The 23,342-nt window shown below is 28.3% G+C and carries 21 protein-coding genes; 1 reads left to right on the top strand and 20 read right to left on the bottom strand.

All coding sequences use genetic code 11. The features are described 5' to 3' along the window. Positions 1 to 30: 30 nt before the first annotated feature. The 7 genes from queG to AC07E4_RS04785 all read right to left on the bottom strand — a co-directional run bounded on the left by queG (position 31) and on the right by AC07E4_RS04785 (position 9,259). Complete coding sequence (queG, locus tag AC07E4_RS04815; protein WP_478215835.1) at positions 31 to 1,008, bottom strand: tRNA epoxyqueuosine(34) reductase QueG; 978 nt, start codon at positions 1,006 to 1,008, stop codon at positions 31 to 33. After that, positions 998 to 1,978, bottom strand: coding sequence for an NAD(P)/FAD-dependent oxidoreductase (locus tag AC07E4_RS04810; RefSeq protein WP_478215834.1), 981 nt, complete (start codon positions 1,976 to 1,978; stop codon positions 998 to 1,000). The genes queG and AC07E4_RS04810 overlap by 11 nt, the downstream gene beginning before the upstream one ends. Before the next feature lie 203 nt (positions 1,979 to 2,181). Continuing rightward, the gene (locus tag AC07E4_RS04805; protein WP_478215833.1) at positions 2,182 to 3,162 is read right to left on the bottom strand and encodes an Rpn family recombination-promoting nuclease/putative transposase; all 981 of its coding nucleotides are present in this window, start codon (positions 3,160 to 3,162) and stop codon (positions 2,182 to 2,184) included. Positions 3,163 to 3,610: 448 nt separating this feature from the next. Beyond that, positions 3,611 to 5,455: an extracellular solute-binding protein gene (locus AC07E4_RS04800; protein WP_101541688.1), complete on the bottom strand. Its 1,845-nt coding sequence runs from the start codon at positions 5,453 to 5,455 to the stop codon at positions 3,611 to 3,613. Beyond that, complete coding sequence (locus tag AC07E4_RS04795; RefSeq protein WP_430829095.1) at positions 5,455 to 6,333, bottom strand: ABC transporter permease; 879 nt, start codon at positions 6,331 to 6,333, stop codon at positions 5,455 to 5,457. Before AC07E4_RS04795 ends, AC07E4_RS04800 begins: the two co-directional genes overlap by 1 nt. Continuing rightward, on the bottom strand, positions 6,333 to 7,415 hold the full coding sequence (locus AC07E4_RS04790; RefSeq protein WP_040327593.1) for an ABC transporter ATP-binding protein: 1,083 nt from the start codon (positions 7,413 to 7,415) through the stop codon (positions 6,333 to 6,335). Before AC07E4_RS04790 ends, AC07E4_RS04795 begins: the two co-directional genes overlap by 1 nt. A gap of 575 nt (positions 7,416 to 7,990) precedes the next feature. Continuing rightward, positions 7,991 to 9,259, bottom strand: a complete 1,269-nt coding sequence (locus AC07E4_RS04785; protein ID WP_203226290.1) for an MFS transporter — start codon at positions 9,257 to 9,259, stop codon at positions 7,991 to 7,993. A gap of 212 nt (positions 9,260 to 9,471) precedes the next feature. Between AC07E4_RS04785 and AC07E4_RS04780 the strand changes: the two genes are divergently transcribed. Beyond that, entirely contained in the window at positions 9,472 to 10,692 is a 1,221-nt protein-coding gene (locus AC07E4_RS04780) for an AI-2E family transporter (protein WP_051540152.1), read from the top strand. Between the two features lie 50 nt (positions 10,693 to 10,742). On the opposite strand, the gene AC07E4_RS04775 is transcribed toward AC07E4_RS04780, so the two are convergent. From AC07E4_RS04775 to AC07E4_RS04715, 13 genes are all read right to left on the bottom strand, one after another. After that, on the bottom strand, positions 10,743 to 11,447 hold the full coding sequence (locus AC07E4_RS04775; RefSeq protein ID WP_478215832.1) for a DUF5714 domain-containing protein: 705 nt from the start codon (positions 11,445 to 11,447) through the stop codon (positions 10,743 to 10,745). Between the two features lie 104 nt (positions 11,448 to 11,551). Further along, the gene (gene rodA / locus AC07E4_RS04770; protein ID WP_478215831.1) at positions 11,552 to 12,673 is read right to left on the bottom strand and encodes a rod shape-determining protein RodA; all 1,122 of its coding nucleotides are present in this window, start codon (positions 12,671 to 12,673) and stop codon (positions 11,552 to 11,554) included. Positions 12,674 to 12,978: 305 nt separating this feature from the next. Further along, the gene (locus AC07E4_RS04765; protein WP_040327586.1) at positions 12,979 to 13,665 is read right to left on the bottom strand and encodes an anthrax toxin lethal factor-related metalloendopeptidase; all 687 of its coding nucleotides are present in this window, start codon (positions 13,663 to 13,665) and stop codon (positions 12,979 to 12,981) included. A gap of 311 nt (positions 13,666 to 13,976) precedes the next feature. Further along, complete coding sequence (locus AC07E4_RS04760; RefSeq protein ID WP_242838403.1) at positions 13,977 to 14,489, bottom strand: hypothetical protein; 513 nt, start codon at positions 14,487 to 14,489, stop codon at positions 13,977 to 13,979. Positions 14,490 to 14,518: 29 nt separating this feature from the next. Continuing rightward, complete coding sequence (locus AC07E4_RS04755; protein ID WP_040327584.1) at positions 14,519 to 14,749, bottom strand: hypothetical protein; 231 nt, start codon at positions 14,747 to 14,749, stop codon at positions 14,519 to 14,521. Position 14,750: 1 nt separating this feature from the next. Then, positions 14,751 to 16,157 carry a sodium:solute symporter family protein gene (locus AC07E4_RS04750; RefSeq protein ID WP_040327583.1) on the bottom strand — a complete coding sequence of 469 codons (1,407 nt, stop codon included), beginning with the start codon at positions 16,155 to 16,157 and terminating at the stop codon, positions 14,751 to 14,753. Between the two features lie 157 nt (positions 16,158 to 16,314). Next, a complete protein-coding gene (locus AC07E4_RS04745; RefSeq protein ID WP_478215830.1) occupies positions 16,315 to 17,553 on the bottom strand; it encodes an MFS transporter in 1,239 nt (412 codons plus the stop codon). A gap of 33 nt (positions 17,554 to 17,586) precedes the next feature. Continuing rightward, positions 17,587 to 18,741, bottom strand: coding sequence for a trans-sulfuration enzyme family protein (locus AC07E4_RS04740; protein WP_478215829.1), 1,155 nt, complete (start codon positions 18,739 to 18,741; stop codon positions 17,587 to 17,589). Positions 18,742 to 18,950: 209 nt separating this feature from the next. Continuing rightward, positions 18,951 to 19,808 carry a MerR family transcriptional regulator gene (locus tag AC07E4_RS04735; RefSeq protein WP_478215828.1) on the bottom strand — a complete coding sequence of 286 codons (858 nt, stop codon included), beginning with the start codon at positions 19,806 to 19,808 and terminating at the stop codon, positions 18,951 to 18,953. A gap of 220 nt (positions 19,809 to 20,028) precedes the next feature. Next, on the bottom strand, positions 20,029 to 21,567 hold the full coding sequence (gene citF, locus AC07E4_RS04730) for a citrate lyase subunit alpha (RefSeq protein ID WP_478215827.1): 1,539 nt from the start codon (positions 21,565 to 21,567) through the stop codon (positions 20,029 to 20,031). 47 nt (positions 21,568 to 21,614) lie between these two features. Then, positions 21,615 to 22,487: an HpcH/HpaI aldolase/citrate lyase family protein gene (locus AC07E4_RS04725; protein WP_040327573.1), complete on the bottom strand. Its 873-nt coding sequence runs from the start codon at positions 22,485 to 22,487 to the stop codon at positions 21,615 to 21,617. Between the two features lie 14 nt (positions 22,488 to 22,501). After that, positions 22,502 to 22,765, bottom strand: a complete 264-nt coding sequence (gene citD, locus AC07E4_RS04720; protein WP_040327571.1) for a citrate lyase acyl carrier protein — start codon at positions 22,763 to 22,765, stop codon at positions 22,502 to 22,504. A gap of 15 nt (positions 22,766 to 22,780) precedes the next feature. Then, entirely contained in the window at positions 22,781 to 23,338 is a 558-nt protein-coding gene (locus AC07E4_RS04715; RefSeq protein ID WP_040327569.1) for a Fe-S-containing hydro-lyase, read from the bottom strand. Between the last annotated feature and the right edge of the window lie 4 nt (positions 23,339 to 23,342).

Raw genomic sequence — 23,342 nt, 5'->3', positions numbered from 1 at the left:
ACCCTTCTCATTTATTAATCCTATTTAAAATTATCTTTTAAATAATCTATTATAATAATCTTTTATGTATGGAGAATTAATATTTTTTTCTATATTATCTACGTCCATTTTATTCTTATGTTTATACTTAATTAATGCATTTCTTATTAAAATATTTTTTCCTCGCCATCCACAACTACATTTTTTATATTTATTTTTAAAATCACTATTATTTATAGCAATTATATTTTCGATTTCATCTTCTATCATAAATGGCAATGCCTTAAATTCACTAAAGTTTGATTCTATTGCATTTTTATTTAATGGACATACATCTTGGCATATGTCACACCCAAAAATCCTTCCATTTATACTTTTAATTTCATCATCTGAAAGTTCCTTTTTTTGAGTTATATACGATAAACATTTATTAAAATTATTTTCAATTTTATTTTCTTTTAATAAACCTTGAGGACATGCTTTTATACACATATTACACTGACCACAATCTTTATCTATTGGTTCATCACTTTCTAAGTTCAAAGAAGTTATAATCTCACCTAAAAAAATATATGAACCATATTTTTCAGTTATAAATGTATTATTTTTCCCAACAAATCCAATTCCACATAAATATGCTATATATCTTTCTGGCAATGGATTATTATCCACAAAAGCTTCTGCTCTTCCACCTAATTCTCCTATATATCCACAGATAAGCTGTAGATACTTTTTTACAACTAGGTGATAATCTTCACCAACTGTGTATTTTGAAAAATTATTTACTTTTTTATTATCCTCATGAAAATAAGGAATTGCTATTGATATAATACTTTTTCCTTCTTCCATTATTAAAAATGGATTGATTCTTTTTTCAATTTCTTCTTCTTCGAATTCAACTTTAAGTTTATTTAAATTCCTATATTCATATTCTGATATTAATTCTTCAAATTTCCTGCACTTTGTAAACCCTATAGTATCAATTCCTATTGAATTTGCAAACTTAATTATTTTTTCCTTATTTTTCATTTTTTATTGTTCCTAAATATTTCACAGCCTCTATTGCTGCCTTTTCACTTTCTTCTGTGATTTTATCTGCAGTTTCGTATCCTGAAACTATTGTTCCACAACTAAATATACCAGTGATTGACGTTTGCATATCTTCTTTAACTAAAATCTTTCCATATTTATCAACAATTATTCCTAATTCTTCTGCAACTCCTGATTCAGCCTTCATATATATGGATAATACTAATGTATCACAATCCATATACTGTTTAGAGCCTTCTATAATTCTCTTATTTTTATCAAGCTTACTTATGTTTACTCCTGTTACTCTTCCTTCTCCAAAAACTTTTGTAACTCTTGAGTTTGTCATAACATTTAAATTAAACTCTTCAACAAATTGCTTAGATTTATGACTCTTAGCTTTAATCTTATCTGTAGTTTCTATTATTCCTTTTACATTTGCTCCCTCTAAAATCAAACTTCTAGCAGCAAATATAGCTGTATCTTCCGAACCTAATATAAATACATTTTTTCCTGGCAAAGTAGCCCTTTTATTTATTAACTTCAAAGTAGACATTGCACTAACTATTCCAGCACATCTATGACTTAAAATATTTTTATATCCTAAAGGACGTTCTCTTGTTCCCATTGCCATTATTATTGCATTTGCCTTAAGTGTTAATATTCCTTCCTCACTTACAGCTGTAATTTTTTTATCCTTATCAATACTTATAACATTTGCTAAAGTTTTATATTCTATATTACATTCTTTTAATTTTTCTACCAAACTATATATATACTCTGGAGCTGTTAAATCACCACTTGTATATTTACTTTTGAACCCATTATGAACACAATAATTTAATGTTCCACCAAGTTCAAACTCTCTTTCTAATACAAGAACTCTCTCTGCTCCATATTCTTTAGCTGTAATTGCGGCTATCATTCCACTGACCCCTCCACCAATTACAATTAAATCATACATTTTCATTATATACCTCCAAGGTTTTATACACATACACTTTTAAATTAACTCTTTATTTCTCAATACTTATTATAATATATATCTTATGTTTTGTAATCCTTCTACAATCTTCTTTTTCTTCTTCATACATTTTGCGTATCATTACTAACTTTTATTTTTTATACTAACTGTTACTATTTAATTATTATTTTCAAACATAAAAAAGCAGGTTATCCACCTGCCTCAGTTTCTTTTCTTATTTTTTTAACTACTTCTATGTTAAGTCCTACTTTTAATGCTATAGTTTCATCATCTAAAATATCTAATAAATTTCTAGTTAGCTCTAATTTTTCTTCTTCTCTTCCTTTTTCTCTTCCTTTTTCTATTCCTTTTTCTATTCCTTTCTTCTCTGCTTTTTCTTCCATTTCTTTTATTATAAATGCATTGTTAGCTACCATATTCTTAACCTCCTCTTTACTTGCGTCTAAAACTTCCCTTGCCTTTTCAGCTAGTCTATCCTCGGTTGTATTTTTTATCCAATGTTTTATAGCTTTTAATTCTTCCTTTGTAAGTTTATCAAAGAATAATGCTATTGTTTTAACTCTTTCTAAAAACTCTATTGGTGTTATTTTTTGATCTAATAAAAATATAGCTGATGTTACATTTTTATTTTCCACCAATTTTTCTTTTGTAAATCCGTTGTTTATATCAATTATATCATATCTAAAATTTAAAATTCCATTGTGAAATTTATCTTCATTATAGAACATTTTTCTAAATTCATTTGGTGCATCCCAAACCTTTGTTCCATTATATAAAACAATTGGAACTACTGCTGGTATTTTTATATTCTTATCATTTTTATCATGTTTTGCATTTTTGCAATACTCTCTAAGTATTTCACAAATATAAAATAAAAGCCTTATTGGCATTGTGTAGTCAACTCTTGATTGAAATTCTAAAAGTATATAAAATATTGCTTCACTATCTCCTATTTTTGCTTTATATACTATATCTGATTCAGATTCTTCATAATCAGAAGCTATGTAAGACTTGTTAACTAGTGTTAAATCTTCTGCACTTAACCCCTTTGTAAACTCCTTGTTTACAAAATTCTTTAATAAATCAAGTGCTATTTCCTTTTTTGAATACAAATCTTTATAGGATTTATCATGAATATGATAAATATCCTTTTTAATTTTTTTATCCAACTAATATCATTCCTTTATCTTTTCATTTATCTTAAGTTGTACCCTCAAAACCTAAAATTATACATTAAGTGGTCAATATTTATAACCTTGCTTTATTTTATCTTTCCCTCTTAGAAATACCAATTAATTAAATAAAAAGAACTTATTTATTCTTCACTTTTACATGAATAATAAATAAGTTCCTTCTATTTTGTAAAACTTTACCGTCCTATAGATTTATCAATTTAATAAAACTTTTTAAATTCTTTTAAGTTAACATAATCTATAGGACTTACCTTTCAATTGGACCATCCTCAGCTGTATTAGCCATTTTAGCCTCATCAGTATGAATGCTTTGGTTACTTGGATTATTCATCTTTGTTCCCTCCTACATTCAGTTTTGTTTTACAATAGTATTATGTGTAGATTAGTTTTAATTATACATACAAATACACATAAAAAACTTTTTCTATTTTCCTTTAGAATTTTTTACTTGTGTCCATATGTCATCATATAGTTTAGTAGCTTCTCCTACGTCTTTTATAAGCTCATTATGTTCAACTGCTTCTCTTGGAGGATATACTGCTATATCTTCTAATTTTTCTTTTGGCATTAATTTTTGAGCTTCCTTGTTTGGGTTAGCATATGGAAACTCCTCTGAAACTTGAAAGCTTACTTCTGGCTCATATATATAGTTTATAAACTTTTCTGCAAGTGCCTTATTCTTCGCTGTTTTGGGCACAACAAAGTTATCATATTGTGGAATCGCTCCTTCTTTAGTTAAAATAGTTTCTAAGTTTGGATTTTCAAGTTTTGCTAGGTATGCTTCAGTTCCCCAAACATATCCTGCTACTGCTTCACCATTTATAAGTAATGTTTTTGGTGATTCACTATCAAATGCTTTTATATTTGGCATTAATTTTATTAAATCCTCTTTTGCTTTATTTAATTCATCAATATTTGTAGTGTTTATTGAATATCCATTCTTTTGAAGGGCAAGTCCTATCATAACCCTAGAATCATCTAAAACTACTAGTGAGTTTTTAAACTTCGGATCCCATAAATCCTCAAAACTTGTAAACTCTTTGTCTACTTTACTTCTATCAACTACTATATAGTTTCCACCCCACATATATGGAAAACTATATTTATTTCCTTTATCAAACTCTAAGTCTAATACATTATCATCTATATTCTTTATATTTGGTATATTATTTTTCTCTATTTCTTGTAATAACTCTTGTTTAATCATAACTTCAATAGCATAATCGCTTGTTATAATTAAGTCATATGGAACATTTCCACCCATTAACTTTGCAAGCATCTCTTCATTTGATGAGAATGTCATATAATTTACTTTTACATTATATTCTCTCTCAAATTCTTGAACTACTTTTTCTGGAAGGAATTCTGACCACGTAAATATATTAAGTGTTTCTTTTTCTGCTGTTCCAACTCCATTAAACATTGTAAATCCACCCAAAAATACAACCATAGCTAAAGCTATTACACTTAAAAATTTCTTTAACTTTTTATTTTTTAATGCATTTCTTCTTATTCCTTCTGCAATTAAAACAATAGTTAAAGTAAATATCATCATAAGTGTTGATAACGCATTTATCTCTGGAGTTACTCCAAATTTAACCATTGAAAATATTTTAAGTGGCAATGTGTTACTTTGCGGTCCTGCTGTAAAGAAACTAATTATTACATCATCCAAAGATAAAGTAAATGCAAGCATGGCACCAGCTAAAATTCCTGGTGATATTATAGGTAGCGTTACTTTTGTTAGTGTTTGCCAAGGTGTTGCTCCTAAATCAAGTGCCGCTTCCTCTATTGAACCATCAAATCCTTCTAGCCTTGCTCTTACAACTATTACAACATAACCTATGCAAAATGTTATATGTGCAAGTATTAATGTTGTAAGTCCAGCTTCCAAATTAATCATTGAAAAGAATACAAGCATTGATATACCCATAACTATCTCTGGTATAACAACTGGAACATATAAAAGTCCTTCAATTGCCTTTTTTCCTTTAAACTTGTATCTATACATACCTATTGATGCAAGCGTTCCTATTATAACTGCAAATATTGTACTTACAAATGCAATTAACAAGCTATTTTTTAATGCAACTAAAATCTGTTGATTAGTCAAAAGCTTTTTATACCAGTCTAATGTAAATCCTGTCCACGTAGCATTTAATTTAGACTTATTAAACGAAAATACTACAAGCACAAATATAGGTAAGTATAAAAATAAATAAACTAATGTTGCATATATTTTTGGAAATACACTTTTTTTATTTTTCATTATACTACCTCCTTTGTGCCTTCTTTATTTTGCGTAGCTTTAAAATATATTCCAATTGCAATTAACATTAATATTATTAAAACTACAGCTATAGCAGACCCAAAAGGCCAATCTCTTGCTGTTAAAAATTGATTTTTTATTAAATTTGATATAAGCATAGTTTTACTTCCACCCATTAAATCTGAAATAAAGAAATATCCAAGAGTTGGTATAAACACCAACATACAACCGGCAATAATTCCCGGTTTAGTAAGTGGAAGTGTTATTTCTCTAAATGTTTTATATGGTGAGGCTCCTAAATCATTTGCCGCTTCTATATAACTCATATCTAATTTTTCTATTGAAGTATATATTGGAAGTATCATAAATGGTAACATTATATAAAGCATTCCTATAAACACCGCAGCATCTGTATATAACATTTCAAGCGGTGCTGATATAAGTCCTATTTTCAATAATATTGCATTTATAACTCCCTCTGTTCTTAAAAGTATTATCCATGCATACGTTCTAACTAATGAATTAGTCCAAAATGGTAATATTACTAACAATAATAATAATGTTCTATGTTTTTTCTTCGCTCTTCCAATAAAATATGCAAATGGATATCCTATTATTAAACATCCTACTGTAGTTAATATTCCAATAAGTACAGTTTTCCATAGTATTTCAAAATACATAGGTGTCATTAATCTTTTATAATTGTCCAACGTAAAAGGTAATTGTATATTTCCGTACTCTCCTCTTGATAAGAAGCTAAATATAAATACTAATATCAGTGGTACAACAAAAAATGTTATAAGCCATAATCCAACTGGTCCTACGGTGCTTAGTATAGATTTAAGCTTACTATTCTTTCTATTTTCTGTTTTATTCATTACTGAACCACCACTGCATGCTTAGGATTCCAAGTAGCAAACAATGAAGGTTTCATGTCATTATCTAGTGAATAAACATCACTTATTGGCTCAGATACAACAAACTCCATTCCATTTTTAGTTACAACAACAGTTTTTATAACAGCACCATTATAAATTCTCTCTTTTATGTTTACTTTTACTCCTGCCATACCATCATCTATATTATTTGATAATTTTATTCTTTCTGGTCTAACGGCTAGACAAATTTCCTCTGTTAGAGTATTTTCTTTTTCTCCAATAAAGATGTCTTCACCTATTTCATTATCAACTAGATATAAAACTTCACCTTTTTCTAATACAGTGCCTTCAAATAAATTTGTTTCGCCTATAAAGTTTGCAACAAATTTTGTTTTTGGTTTTTCATATATTTCTGCTGGAGTTCCAACATGCTCTATAACACCTTTGTTCATAACAACTATTCTATCAGACATTGTTAATGCCTCTTCTTGATCATGTGTTACATATATAAATGTTATTCCAAGTCTTCTTTGAAGTTGCTTTAATTCTAGTTGCATTTGCTTTCTAAGTTTTAAATCTAATGCTCCTAATGGTTCATCTAATAGCAAAACTTTAGGGTTGTTTATAACCGCTCTTGCTATGGCAACTCTTTGCTTTTGACCACCTGATAGTTCACTTGGCATTCTTTTTTCATACCCTTCTAATTGAACCATCTTTAACATTTCACTAACTTTTTCTTTTATTTCACTATCTTTTTTATTTTTTACCTTTAAACCAAATGCTATATTATCAAAAATATTCATATGTGGAAATAATGCATAACTTTGAAACACAGTATTTACACATCTTTTATATGCTGGTACATTAGAAACACTTTCTCCATCTATTAGAATTTGTCCTTCTGTTGGATTTTCAAACCCAGCTATCATTCTTAGTGTTGTTGTTTTACCACATCCACTTGGACCTAAAATAGTTAAAAATTCACCTTTATTTATATCCAGTGATATATTATTAACCGCCAATCCATCGCTTCCTATAAATGCTTTACTAACTCCTTTTAATTGAACCATTACATCAATCAAGAAAATCACCCCTACTTTATTATTTTGTTTTTTTACATTATTTATTAATGTTTTTTGATTTTATTTAAATTTTTATTTTATACTATGTATTGAGTGTTTAATTTTAATCAATAAAAAACCCCTTGCATAAAAAATTGCAAGGGGTAATATTGGTCAAAATACTAAAATCAAGCTGCCTTATATGATTTATGAACTAATCAATAAATTTAGAATAAGTCCAAAGTGTTAACTGACATATCTTAGCTTGTCGTCTTCATTTTATTAACCCCTCTACATTATTTATTTTTACTAATTCAGTTAAATATAAAACCCATATTAGCAAAAATAAAACTTAATCCTTCAAACATATTTAAAGCAACTTAATATTACACTGCTATAATAAAATATGTTTTAACTTTATTAAAAATTCATAGCTATTTGTATATTATAATGTTGTTTCTTATATACGCAGCTATCCTTTTTTACTTTAATATTCTTAATTATACTGGCTTATTATCTATTTTTTAGCCATTAAATCTAATTATATCAAAGAAAAATATAAATTTCTACATTTTATTTTATTTTCATACCATATCCTACACATTACTAACTTTTTTTCTCTTTTTAGATGATCCAAATACTAACACTATAGTAACAAATATCATAGATATAATTCCACTAAAAACAAATGCATTAGAAGGTCCAAATTCATTAGATATAGTGCCTGTAAATAAACTTCCTATAGGAGTAACCCCTGCAAAAAGCAAACTGTAAACACTCATAACTCTGCCTCTATATTCATCCTTTGAATTTAGCTGAACTGTTGAATTTGAATTTGTTGAAAAAGTTATATTAAATATTCCAACAAAAGCTAAAAGACCAGCCATCATATATTGATTTCTATTTATTCCTAAAATTATAAGTAATACCCCCATTATATAAGATGCTCCAACTATAACTTTAGATTTAGGACCGCCTTTACTTCTTGTTGCCATTAAAAGTGCACCTATAAGTGAACCTGACCCTAGTGCAGACATTAAAAATCCATATCCTTTACTTGAAAGTCCTAATGTTTCAACTGCAAACAATGGTATTATTACATTGTAGTTGTATGCAAATATACCCATAACAGTTATTAAAGCAAAACTTTTTACAAGAACCTTATTGCCTTTTATATAAATTAATCCATCTTTTATATCCTTAATTACATTTATATCTTTACTTTCTTTTTTCTTATATACTGTTCTTATTTTAGATATTCCATATATAACAGGTATAAATGAAACTGCATTTATTAAATAACATCCTGCTATTCCTACATATGCAATTATTATTCCAGCCACAGCTGGTCCAAGCATTCTAGCTGCATTAAATACTGATGAATTTAATGCAATACCATTCATTAAATCCTCTTTTCCAACTAATTCAATTACAAAAGATTGTCTTGTTGGCATATCTATCGTATTAATAATTCCATTTATAACTGCTATTACAAGCAGATGCCAATATTTTATTGTTCCTGTTAAAACAAGTACTCCTTGTATAATAGCCATTGCCATTAATCCTATTTGTGTAAACAAAAGAATTTTCCGTTTTGAAAATCTTTCTATAAATACACCAGCAAAAAGTGAAAATATCATCATAGGTGTAAATTGAAGTGCATTTAAAAGACCTAATAAAAATGCTGAATTATTGACTGTTATTTCTTGAACTAACCATCCTTGAGTAGTGCTTTGCATCCAACTTCCTATAAGTGATACACATTGACCAAGCCAAAAATACCTAAAATTTTTATGTTTAAGTGCTGGAAAAACTTCACTTCCTTTCATTCTTATTCTTTTAAGCGATTGGGTTACATTTCCCATCTTTATAATCATCTCCATTTGTTATAGGGTTTTCATTCCTACATTCAACTATATTTTAATTTTAATGAATTTTCACAATATTTACAATACTAGTTTTGTTTTTATAACCATTTATTTTATTTAAATCATTTATTTTCCAGTATAATGGTTATAATTTATAATTATTTTGTTTATAATCATAATATACCAATCTGAAAAGGGGGTTTTTAAGAATGAATTTGGACAAGCTAAAAGAAAAAATTAAATCCAATTTCTATATAATATTGATAATTTTATTAGCATATATCGGTATAAAACTTATTGACAATGCTAATTTACTTGCCACATTATATAATTTTACTTTAAATCTGCTATGGCCATTCCTTCTTGCATTTATCATTGCATATATTTTAAATCCATTAATGCGATTTTTAGAAACTAAATGTAATCTTTCTCGTGGTATAAGTCTTCTTATTACATTCATTGTGGTTTCTCTAATTGTTGCATTTTGTATTGTATATGTTCTTCCTGAAGTTATTTCAAATATTAAAGCACTTGTTAATTCCATACCAGATATGGTTACTATTGCTGACAACTGGCTTCAAAACAATTTAAGTATTGACCTTGCCAATAAATTAGCAAAGAAACTAAATTTAATTCAAAATATTGGTGAATGGTCTACAAAATTATTTAATACGGCCCTTTCTTCTTTGGTGACTTTTACACTTTCAGTTTTTAATTGGATTTTTGCACTTATAATCGCAGCTTATTATTTGTATTACAAAGAAATGCTTTTAAAATCATCTCGTAAATTTATATTCTTTGTTTTTAGAGAGAATTTAGGAAAGAAATTTTTAACATTCATTCATTCCGTACACTATATGTTAAGCACTTACTTATGGGTTAGGGCTGTCGAATCTACTATTGTTGCAATTGCCTGCTTCATAGGTCTTATATTCATACATTCTAAATATATAGTGTTAATTTCTATTGTATTTGGTGTAACTAATATGATTCCTTATTTTGGACCATTTATAGGAATTGTTTTCGGAACTATATTAAATTTATTTATTAGTCCTATGAAAGCCTTTATAATTTTAATTTACTTATTTATATTGCAACAAATAGATGGAAACTGGCTTGGTCCTAAAATGTCATCTAACAGTGTTGGTATTAATCCTATAGCTTGTTTATTTGCTATTACTGTTGGTGGTAAACTCTACGGTATGTTTGGAATGCTTCTTGCAGTTCCTATTGCAGGTGTAATAAAAATATACTATGATAAATTCTTTAAAAAATATAATAATAATCATCCTGAAATAATGGAGCTAATTGATAATTATGAAGTTGATATAACAGAGTTAAAACTTAGTAATCCTAAATCTATAAAAAGTTCTTTTATGGGAAACCATCCCACTGAAGATAAACCTAATAATAAAGAAAATGATGAATAAATCTAACTAAAAAAACTAGCATAATTGCTAGTTTTTTGTTTACGCCTTAATTATACTTTACTGTAAAACTTACATTTATCTTTTAGACATTGATCATTCATTTTATTAAATGAACATTTCAAGTTGTTTATATTATCAAGTTCTACTTTTAAATTGTTTTTAGTAAATTCTATTGCAGTTTCTATTGCTAAGCATGTATCTCTTTTACAGCATCTCGGTCCACCAAATGATGCTATTTTTTCTAAACTTCTACTTGTCATTAAGTTTGTAAGTCCCCATTTTTCTTCAGATAATGGACTAGCTCCTAATACTAAGCTTATGTATATTCCGGTTCCAACAGCGGCACCACATGCACCATAAAATCCACAAAAACCACCTAATACATTTTTTGCTCTCTTAGATGCTTCATTTAAAAGTCTTTCTAATTTTTCATTTTCTCCAGTTTTATTTATATATGCTGTAACTAAAACTGCTGGTACTAAATAATGATGTTCAGGTCCATGCATCTTTATAGCTGGATGCTTCATAATATCTATTGCCATCTCCATTGGATTAACACTATTAGTATTTAAACAATACTCTTTTATTATTTCAAATGCCCCTAAACTATGACAACTATCACATACATAATGTCCAGACTTACAGCTAGCATTTGACATAAATTTCTTCTTACAGAAATAACATTCCATTTCCTTACTTTCGTCAAAATATTCAAGTTCATCTCCACATATTAAACAATTATATCTGTTCGTCAAATTTAACACCCCATTCATGATTTACTTAAATCTAATATACTAAATTAAACATATAAATAAAATATAAATTAATATGATTTATTATTCAAATTTACATTTTAAATTTAAAAGCTGATTTTCTTCCGTCTCATACCTATATTTAAAACTATTCCAATGCTCATAAATGCTGTAAGCATTGAACTACGACCATAACTTAAAAATGGTAATGTAATGCCAGTTATAGGCATTATCCCAATAGTCATACCTATATTTTGTAATATAGAAAATAACATAGTAGCTATTAATCCTACTGAAACGATTGTTCCAAATATATCTTTAGAATTTTTTGCTATTTTTATAAGTCTGTAAATGATTATTGCATATAACATTAATGCAAACAGTGCTCCAATCAGGCCCCATTCTTCACCTATAACTGAAAATATAAAATCTGTATGAGCTTCTGGTATAAATCCACCAGTTGTTAGACTCCCTTTTAAAAAGCCCTTTCCTAAAATACCACCAGAGCCTATAGCAAGTTTTGATTGTGAAAGCTGAAATCCAGCTCCTAACGGATCTGCATCTGGATCTAAAAATGACAATAGCCTAGTCTTCCAATATGTCTGCATAATAGGTGAATTCCATACTATACAAATTAGCCCTGTTAGTATTGCAAGTCCTCCGCCTATTATTTTAAAGTCTAATCCAGCAACAATATATATTCCTAGTACAATAAAAAAACAAACCATCATCATTCCCATATCTGGTTGTGTAACTATAAGTATCATTGGTAATGCTGCATATGCTGTTAGTTTCATAAAATTTTTTAGATTATTTATGTTACCTTCCATATCATCTAATTCTTTTGCAAGCATTATTATTATACCGACTTTTGCAAATTCTGATGGTTGCATTGAAACTGGTCCTATCTTTATCCATGAAGAAGCTCCATTAACTGTAGACTTAAACATAGGAAGGCAATTAAGAATAAGTAAAAATACCCCAAATGAATATATTATATTGGCATATCTTTTAACAATTGCATAATCAGGTATCAATACAAGGTATATAATGACCATACCTGCTGCAATCCCTATTAACTGGGATTTTAAGTAATGATTTCCACAATTTAAATGAGTAGCACTATAAATATTTATTGAACCAAAAATACCTAAAATTATAACTGTTAATATAGTAATAAAATCTAATTGTTTCAAAAGTTTCTTATTAATTTTAATTTTTTTTAGCATATATCCTCCCACCCTTAAATATTTTATATCATCCTGATAAGTCCATTTTCACATTTAAAGTGTTCTTAAATTTAAACTTGCTTATTTGTAAATTCCCAAAGCTTATTATACATCTTTTTTCATTTTTTTTATATATTGTAAGTTTAATTACTTTTCAATTCTTATTATATGAATTAATATAATAGCTTTATATATAAACTCTTCTTTATGACAACATTTCTAGTTTTTAATTCTCTAATCCATAAAAAAGGAAGCACGAATAATTAAATTCGTGCTTCCTTTTTTAACTTGTTTTTTTATAAAACTTACATAGCTATTCTGTAAGTTTCTATACGCATCTTTATATTTAATAGTATTAAAGCCATATATGCAAATGTTTTAGGGGCTTTATTTTTTAGTGTTTCTTGATCTAAATTATATAATGCAAAACATTGAGCCCAGTATTCTTTTGGTGAATTTGCATATACCATTCCTTGTCTATTAAATACTCTTTGTGCTTCTTCAAAATAAATTTGTCTAAATTCATTAGTTGCTGATGGTTCAAAGCCTATACCATAAAATTTCTCTACTATGTCTATTCCATGTCCTAACTCATGAAGTAACACATAATGATAACTATAATAATTAGATGAAACGTATCCTTTTAATTTGTCTGGCAAATTAATGAAAACTCCACCTATTTCAGCAGGACCTAAATCATATCCTATTTCATTTCTTATTAAAAACCTTAATTTTCTATTAGTTACATACATTTTTACTCCATGATAAACATAATACTTCAAAATATACTCAGGTAGTACTTCTAACTCTTCTTTATATGAATCCATTATAAATTCAGGAACATTTCTTTCTTTATATAAAATATTGTTTATATAAAATCTTTTTCTATTAAATTTAATCTTAAGTTCATTACTTCTATTCTGCTCCAAATCTATATCATTACAAAATGGCAATAACACTAGAAATAGCTTTAGTTTCTCATCTTTTTTCATGTTATCACTCCTATATCAATATAATATAGATAAAGTCTTATATGAACTTATATATTTTAAGTCTTAATATATAAATATAAAACTTATAAATCTACTTTATAGGGTTCTAATTTTCTATTTAAATTTAATTGCCCTATAGATTATATATATTCAATTTTCCATTTAGATAAATTTTATATTTAAAATTTATCTACTATTTATAATATTACTTTTATTTTAAAAATGTACTTATTTATAAATTTATTTTACATTAAATATAATTATTCTTCTTTTTAGTATTTATTTCTCTGGAAATAATGTGACTAATTAATTTAATTTCTACTAATTTTAAACCCATCAGCTTCTATTGGTATATATATTACTCTTTTATTTTGTTGAACCTTATCAAAAAATACAACCCAGTACGGTCTAAAAATACTTTCTATATTCTTAATCTTTATTTCAGGTGTTCCACCCATAAATTTGTGACTTATTCTCATTGCCATATTCATAGCCTTTGACCTTATTCTAGCATTATCTTTATCTGAATATTGAACTATATCATCATCTATTTCTTTATTGCTTAAATCTTTTGGAATGTCTTGAATTATACTTCCACCACCCGTAGATCCATTTACCAATATTTTTATTGTGTCCTCTTTATCTTGCCTCTTGTTGTATATCTGTACAGTAACTAATTTAAACTCTATATAGTGAAGTCTTACTTCCTCTATCTTTTTCGCCCTCAAGAGTATTCTATAAAAAATAGATTTACATTTCAATTTAGCGCTATCTATAGCTTCTTCTTCACTAATCTTTATTTCTAATACATTTATTTTTGCCACATTTAACACCTTTTTTCTCATTTTTATAACTATCTATTTTTTATCATTTTATATATTTGTTTTAAATAATCACAAAATATAATTGTTACCACAAACATAACTCCATATGGAATTAATTTTCCTATTATAAAATCATTTTTTGTTGCAATTCCATAAAATATAAATGCTGTTATAAAAAAATATAACAATACTAAAAAACCATCTATTCCAATCCATTTTATCTCTAAATCTTTTTTAACCTTAGATACTAATTTAGCCATATTAATTCTCCTCTATTTTGAGTTCATTATCATTTAAATTTTTACCTATTCTATTTCCTATAAGCCATGCTATAAATGAAAGTGGAATAGCTATAACAAGTGGCTCTATTTCTATTGCTTTTATTGGAAACATTTTTAAATATCCAAATGTACAACCACCTACAATCATAGACAACATACCACCTAAAGCTGTTCGCCTACCATTACCTAGTAATCCACCAACTATCGGTATAAATGCTGATCCCATCCAAATACTCCCTACAAAAATACAAGCATCATATACATTTTCAAATTTAAATGCAACACTTAATCCCATTACAGCTGCTAAAATAACACCTATTCTTGTAAACTTAACTAATTGCATCTGAGTTAATTCTTTTTTTGTTATTCTTGCATATATATCATTTGCTAGTGTAGCTCCTGCAGCAAGATAGTAACTATCTAATGTAGAAATTATAGATCCTAATATACCAATTATAAATATTACTCTTATTCCTTTAGGTAATGTATTTAAAACTAAAGTTATATATCCAGCAGCTGGAGCCATTTCTGGATATGTTGCCCTAACTATAAGCCCTGTAATAACTAATACTAAATCAAAACATATCCACAATGAAAAACAAGTTAATAATGCTCTTCTACCAACCTTTGGTGAATCTGCTGCCGAAAACCTTTGATAAAAAGTGGGGTCCGAGTACGCTCCAAAAGAATATACTATCAGCATTAAAGCTTTCATTGTAGACATTCCCTTGGTTGGATGCATAAGTTCTGGCGAGCTTTTTAATGCTTCTGTAATTCCAGCAAAACCGCCTATATTTTCAAATTGTCCTGGCATAACCATTGTTAGTCCAATAACCATACAAAAAAATAGTATCATATCAGTTATTGCCACTCCCATAAATCCGCCAAGCACAGTTATTATTACAACTATAAATACTAATATAAATCCTATTGTTTCTTTTTCTAACCCCCATGCTACTTGACCAATTGTTCCCATGGCTGTTATTTCACCAAGTTGTGCACAATATACAAACATAAGTATTGCACCCAGTATGGCTACATGCTTTCCATAAAAGCTTTCTAATAAATCTGGCACTGTTATATTAGTTCTTATATGAATTTTGGGACCAACCCACAATGCCAATGGCATTCTACCTATATGTGCAGCTATTGACCACACAGCCCATGCTGACAACCCATATATAGCTGCATATTCAACACTTCCAACAGTTCCTACCCCTCCATACCATGATGCCACTAATGTTCCAACTATTAATGACCAAGGTAAACTTCTATTTCCTAAATAGTAACTTTCCATACTTTTTACATTTTTAGAGAAATAATATCCTATAGCTAATAATATCAGCGCAAATATTACTATAATCCCATTTTCCCATAATGTAAGCATAATTTTCCTCCATAGACTCAATATATTATTTCCTAAATTTTCTTAAATTTAAAGTTAAAATTTGAAACTAAAATTGGAATAACTCTACCTAAATCTAAATTTAGGTAGAGCTTTACTTCTTATTAAATAATTATTTGTTGTATATACTCTATTTATACTAAGCCTTCATTTTTTCTTTTTTATTTATTTTAGCTAACATAAATGTTGCAAATATACCTAATACTGCACAAATTACTGAAAGAACAAATATGTATGTATACCCTGCTTGTCCATACTTATCTAGCCAATTTCCAGCAAGAGTATAGTAGAATGCATCTGGTGAAAATCCTATAAATGATGCAAATCCAACTACTGCTCCTGTACTTTCTAGTGGTATATTAGATTCTGAAACTGACGCAAAGTATATTCCTCTAAATCCAAATAATATTGCACTTAGTATTATCATATTTATAATAGCTATCCATATAAAACTCTGATCTTTAGGTATTATTAAATATGCTGATGTACTTAAAGCCATTAATATGAATCCTACAAACATAACTTTTATTGATGATCCTACTTTATCAGTTATTATTCCTGCCGCTGGAGATGCTCCCATTTTTATAACATAAGTTCTTACTATAGAAATAGCAGATACTAAAGTCATTGGCATAACGTATACATCTGATAAATATGGACTTAAATACGTTAAACTTGAAAATACTAAATAAGTTGAAAATATTATAATTCCTATTAACCACGCCTTAGGCATAGTAACAACTTTAATGATAGATTTAAAACTAGTGTTTTCACTTTTTTCATTTTCTTCTTTTTTATCTTCAATTAACACAAACAGTAATATTCCACATATTATTGATGCTATTGAATATAACCATACAACATACTTGAATCCTACAGTTATTTCTGCAAATTTACCAAATAAATATAGTCCTATAAAAGATATTAATGTTCCTGATATTCCAGATAACCCTTCATAAAATCCAAATATTCTACCTTGTTCTGATTCACTTCCTTGCATTCTTACAACTTTTACTGATGCTGCGAAGAATGTCATTATTGTTGTTATTCCCCATAATACAAATGTTAAAATTAATCCCTTGTAAGATGGAAATGTTGAAAAGTAAAATCCTATAGCTCCTGATGCTATTAAAGAAAATGATATTAATTTCTTTACAGAAAATTTATCTGCAAACCATCCACCAACAAAATATGAAACCATACCAACTACTCCATATAAGCTTAATAAATTACCTATTTGAGTATGAGATAATGCTAATGCTTGTTGCATAGGATCATAAAATGATGATTTCATATAAGGTAAGCTATACATTGCAGTCGTACCAAATGCTAATATGAATATTATCAAAAACCTCTTTATATTTTTGCTTTTTTCCATTTTTAATTCTCCCTATATTTAGACTTTTAACACTTAAACTAAATTTTCTAATGCTTGTTCTAAATCATTTATTATATCTTTTGCAGACTCTAATCCTATGGCTAATCTTATAAGATTTTCTCCATTCATTTGAACCAAAGTATGCTCTTCTCCTAAACTTGTAGCAATAGTACATAACTTTAATCCATTTATCATCTTTCTACTTGCTTCATCTCTAGTTAATCCATTGATTTCATTTTTTAATTTAAATGAAACCATTCCGCCACCAAGCCCATTCATCTGTCTTTGGCATAAATCATATTGTGGATGTGATTTTAATGCTGGATATTTAACTATTTCAATATCATCTCTATTACTTAAATATTCAGCTACAGTTAATGCATTTTCACAATGTTTTTTCATTCTCATATCTAACGTTTTCATTCCACGCATTATCATCCACGCACTCATTGGTGGAAGAGATGCACCTGTAAAACATGGTAGACTAGGCCATTTTATTAAATCTATGATCTCCTTTGATCCTATAGCTGCGCCACCTAAAGTATCTCCATGTCCATTTATAAATTTAGTTAGACTATGAACCACTATATCTGCACCTAAATCTATAGGTTTTTGTATTATTGGTGTTCCAAATGTACTATCTACTATAACTAAACTCTTATTTTCATGAGCAACTTCTGATATAGATTTTATATCTACTAAATCTAATGTTGGGTTTAATGGACTTTCAATATATACTAACTTTGTATTATTTTTAAGTGCATTCTTAACATTTATATAATTAGTTGCATCTACAAATGTAACTTCAACTCCAAATTTACCCAATAACTCATTCATAAATAGCTTAGTGTGTGAAAATATTCCATCAGAACTAACTATGTGGTCACCACTTTTTACTAATGCTAAAATAGTTGATGTTATAGCTCCCATACCAGATGTACTAACAATAGCACTCTCTGCATTTTCTAGCATAGCAAGTTTAAGTTCTAATTCAGTTAGGTTTGGATTACACTCCCTTGTGTAAACATAACCAAAATCTCTGCATAACTCTTCAAAATGTTCCACTGACTTTGCTGCAAATGTTGCTGTTTGATATATTGGACTTGCTAATGCTCCAGTAGATGAATCTGCATTATGTCCACAATGAATTATTTTAGTTTCTAAATCGTGATTTAAATTATTACTCAATTTATTTGCCTCCAAAATCTGAATTAATTTCTCAAAGATTTAAAAATTTATAAATTGCAATTTTAAATTTAATGTTTTTGAAATTTTCTTTACATTGATGATTATAAAGTCTATAGTTACTAGAGAGTCAATATTTTTTTATTATAAATTTTAATTTTCTTAATTTTATTTAAATAAAAAAATACCAATACATAGTATGTACTGATATTTTAAACTAAACACCTAAAATCTATTTCTCTTTTCTTAATTAATACTTGAATTTCTGTTATAAATTCTTCTTCATTATTAGTTGATAGTGGATCAATTATTGGTATTTCGTACATATAATCCTCCACCTGAATATTATTACTTTCAATATAATCAATAATTTTCTTAAAATGTTTGTAGTTATCATTATATGGCCCCTTGTATGTCATACATATAAAATCCCCTGCTGGTATTTCTGTTATGTTTTTCTGTGCACCTTTATTAAAAAGATCCCTTTCAACTGCAACAAAACTTTTTTCATATACAACAATACCTTTTTCTATAATTTTTTTCATTGAAGCTAAGCCACTTACACCACCATAAAATACAGATATATTTTCTTCTAATATATTTGCTATGTATCTTCTAGATAATTCTAGCGTCTCTTTTGGAGTTAACCCATCTTCATATATCATAGATAGTATACTTCGTTTTGCAATATATTTTTTATGTATTTTGCCAATATCATCAGCATTTAATCCCTTTTCCACTATTTCCTTTTTAGTTTCTATAACCTTTTTTATTAGTTGTAACTCTTTTATTTTATCATTAACTACATCAATTTTTTTATTTAGAAGTTCTAATTTTTCTTCATTATCTTCATTTAATTTACTCTTTATTTCCTTTAATGGAACGCCCAAATATTTTAAGTATTTTATAATATCCAATTGTGAAAATTGATCTATTGAATAATATCTATAATTGCTTTCTTTATCCACATAAATAGGCTTAAATAAATCTATCTGATCATAATATCTTAGTGTTTGGATACTTATTTTATGTAATTTTGCCATTTCACCTATTGAAAAATACTTGCTCATATTTTTACCACCTTCAAAGTATACATTTATTAATCATATAATTGCTATTTATATATTTTACTATATTTTTTATTATATATTCTATAAATGTATTTACTTATATTTATATAATATATAATAATTTTAAAACTCACCTAAATAAAGAAACTGTCTAAAGTATAGAATATTATTCTAAATTTAGACAGTTTCAATTTATAAACTAACTGTATCTTTAACTTTATTAAAGTGGTTTTTTAATAACGTCAATTACTGATCCATCTCTGTATTCAACTACAGCTACAACCTCATCAGATAATTCGATTGCTTTTGGTGTACCAGTCATTTTCTCTGCTACAGCTTTTAATTCTTCTATAGTCATTACAGGTAGGTTAGTTTTTCCTAATGCTTCTATTAAGTCTGTTCTCTTTGGATTAACAGCTATTCCGTTTTCAGTTACTATAACATCAATACTATCTCCTGGAGTAGTAATTGTTGTTAATTTATCTTTTATAATAGGTAATCTTGCTTTTACAAGTTTAGTAACTATTATTGTAAGTTTAGCACCTGCTGCTGTATCACTGTGTCCACCAGAACCACCCATTATAGTTCCATCAGAAGCAGTAGTTACGTTAACGTTAAAGTTTGTATCTATTTCTGTAGCTCCTAATATAACTATATCTAAGTTATTTACAACAGAACCTTTATTGTCTGGGTTACCATACATTGATGCAGACATTCTCATATGTTCATGAGATGATCTGTAAGATTCTACTGCTTTTAAGTCAAAGCATTGAACATCAAATAAGTTTTTGAATAATCCTTCTCTGTACATATCAACTATGTATCCAGTTATTCCACCTGATGCAAAGCTTCCTTTTATGTTTTCTTTTTTCATATATTCTCTAAGTTCTGCTGCAACAGCTAGAGATATTCCACCTGCACCTGTTTGGAAGCTCATTCCCTCTTTTACAAGACCAGATGCTATCATAGAATCTAATGCCATTTTAGCAATTTTTAATCCAACTGGATCTTTAGTTATTTGAGTTGTTCCTGAAACTATTCCTGCTGGATCTCCTATTGAATCTACTTTTACTACATAGTCAACGTAGATTTGAGCTATTTCTATTGGACAGTTTGGATAAGCAACTAAGTTGTCTGTTATAGCAACAACTTTATCTGCACATTCTGCATCACTTACAGCATATCCTAATGCTCCACAAGCTGATTTTCCGTATAATCCATTTATGTTTCCATACATATCACAAGCTGGTGCTGCTATAAATGCTACATCTATGTGTAAATCTCCACTTTCTATAGCTCTAGCTCTTCCACCATGTGTATGCATAACAGCAGGGTTTTGTAGTTTTCCTTCTGATATAGCTTTAGCTACTGGTCCTGATATATAGTTTGCACATATTCTAGTTACAACTCCACTTTCAATGTATTCTACAAGTGGTGCATGTACTGGGAATATAGAACTTACTGCTATTCTTATATCTTTTATTCCTCTTTTAGCTATAGCTTCTACTACCATGTTTAAAACATAGTCACCATTTCTTAAATGGTGGTGGAATGATATTGTCATTCCATCTTTTAAATCTACTTTATCTAAAGCTTCTTCTATATTATCTACTAATTTTTTATCCATTGGAGTTACTGATTTTACATTAACTACAGCTTTTTTCTTTTCTCCAGCTCTAGCAAATACTCCTTCAAAAGGCACAACCTCTCCATATCCTTCTATGAAGCTTGGAAGTTCACGTCCTAATACGTTTTTCATGATATCACCTCAATAAATTACCTTTAATTTTACTTATCAAATATGCCTTAAAGCAATCCTAACATTTTAGCTAATTCTACTGTTGTTTTAGCTCTGTTTATAACTGGAGCATCTACCATTTTTCCGTCTAGTGAGAAAACTCCTTTTCCTTCGCTATAAGCTTCTTCCATAGCTTCTAAAACTCTCTCTGCATGTCTTATTTCAGCTGCAGTTGGAGCATATACTGAATGAATTCCATCTATTTGTCTTGGGTTTATAGATGCTTTACCTGTCATTCCTAATGATTTAGCTTTGTTAGTATCAACTATTAATCCTTCTAAATCATTTGTGTCAGTAAATGGAGTATCTATTGCATCAACACCAGCTGCCTTACAAGCTATTGCAACTCTGTTTCTAGCATAGAATATTTCTTCTCCAACTTTTGTTCTTTTTATTCCCATATCTGAAGTGTAATCTTCTCCACCTAAAAGAACTCCAACAACTCTTTTTGATGATTTTATTATTGAATATATGTTTTCTACACCATAAGCACTTTCTGCTATTGGGAATAATTTTATAGATCCTACTTCAAATCCTTCTTCTTCTTCAATTTTAGTAAGTCTTCTATCTACTTCTTCTAATTCTTCTTCTGTAGCTTTTGGAACCATTATTGTATCTGGTTTTACTCTTGCTATAACATCTATATCTTCATTTGAAAACTCTGTTGTAAGTGGGTTAATTCTAACAACTACTTCAACATTGTCATAACTTACATTTTTAATTGCTTCTCTTACTAGTATTCTAGCACTATCTTTTTCAGTTAGTGAAACAGCGTCCTCTAAATCTAATATTATTGAGTCTGCTCCTAAAATTCCTGCTGTTTGAAGCATTCCTGGGTTATTTCCAGGCATAAAAAGCATAGTTCTTCTTAATTTTTTCATTTTATTCACCTCTATTATTGAGCTCTTTTTACAGCTGTTTCTACTCTAGCTTTTATAGTATAATCTAATGCACCTTTGTCTTGTGCTTTCACTAATACACTAGTTACTCCTAGCTCTTTTAAAGTTTCTAAAATAGTTTTTTCTATTTGATCACCAAATTGTTTCATTACTATACTTTCAAGTTCTAATTCTATACCTTCGCCATCTTTTGGCATAAGCATTATATATATATCATTAGATTCTAAAGTACCTGCTTTTGCAACTTTTTTTATTTCCATAATATTCACCTCAAATTATTTACGGCTATTTAAGTATGCCTCTTTTCCCATTTCGTAAAGATTATTTCCTTCACTATCTATAACAACTACTAGTGGTAAATCTTCAACTTCTAGTCTTCTAACTGCTTCTGCACCTAAATCTTCGTAAGTTACTATTTCAGCTTTTTTTACACATTTAGCCATAAGAGCTGCAGCTCCACCTATTGCTGCAAAATATACAGCTTTATTTTTTTTCATTGATTCTATAACTTCTTTTGAACGTAATCCTTTTCCTACCATTCCTTTTAATCCTTGATCTAAAAGTGCTGGTGTGTAAGCATCCATTCTATAACTTGTTGTTGGACCAGCTGATCCTATAGCCATTCCTGGTTTTGCTGGTGTAGGTCCAACATAATAAATTAAACTATCTTTAACATCTATAGGTAATTTTTCGCCTTTTTCTAAAAGTTCAACAAATCTTTTATGTGCAGCATCTCTTCCTGTGTAGATTACTCCTGAAAGTAATACACTATCTCCTGCTTTTAAATCTTTAACTTTTTCTTCAGTTAATGGCATAGTTATTCTTTTTTCCATTACT

It is taken from the genome of Clostridium amazonense (genome assembly GCF_056431285.1).
Note: the sequence above shows the minus strand (reverse complement) of the source record. Positions and strands in the feature narration are given on the sequence as shown.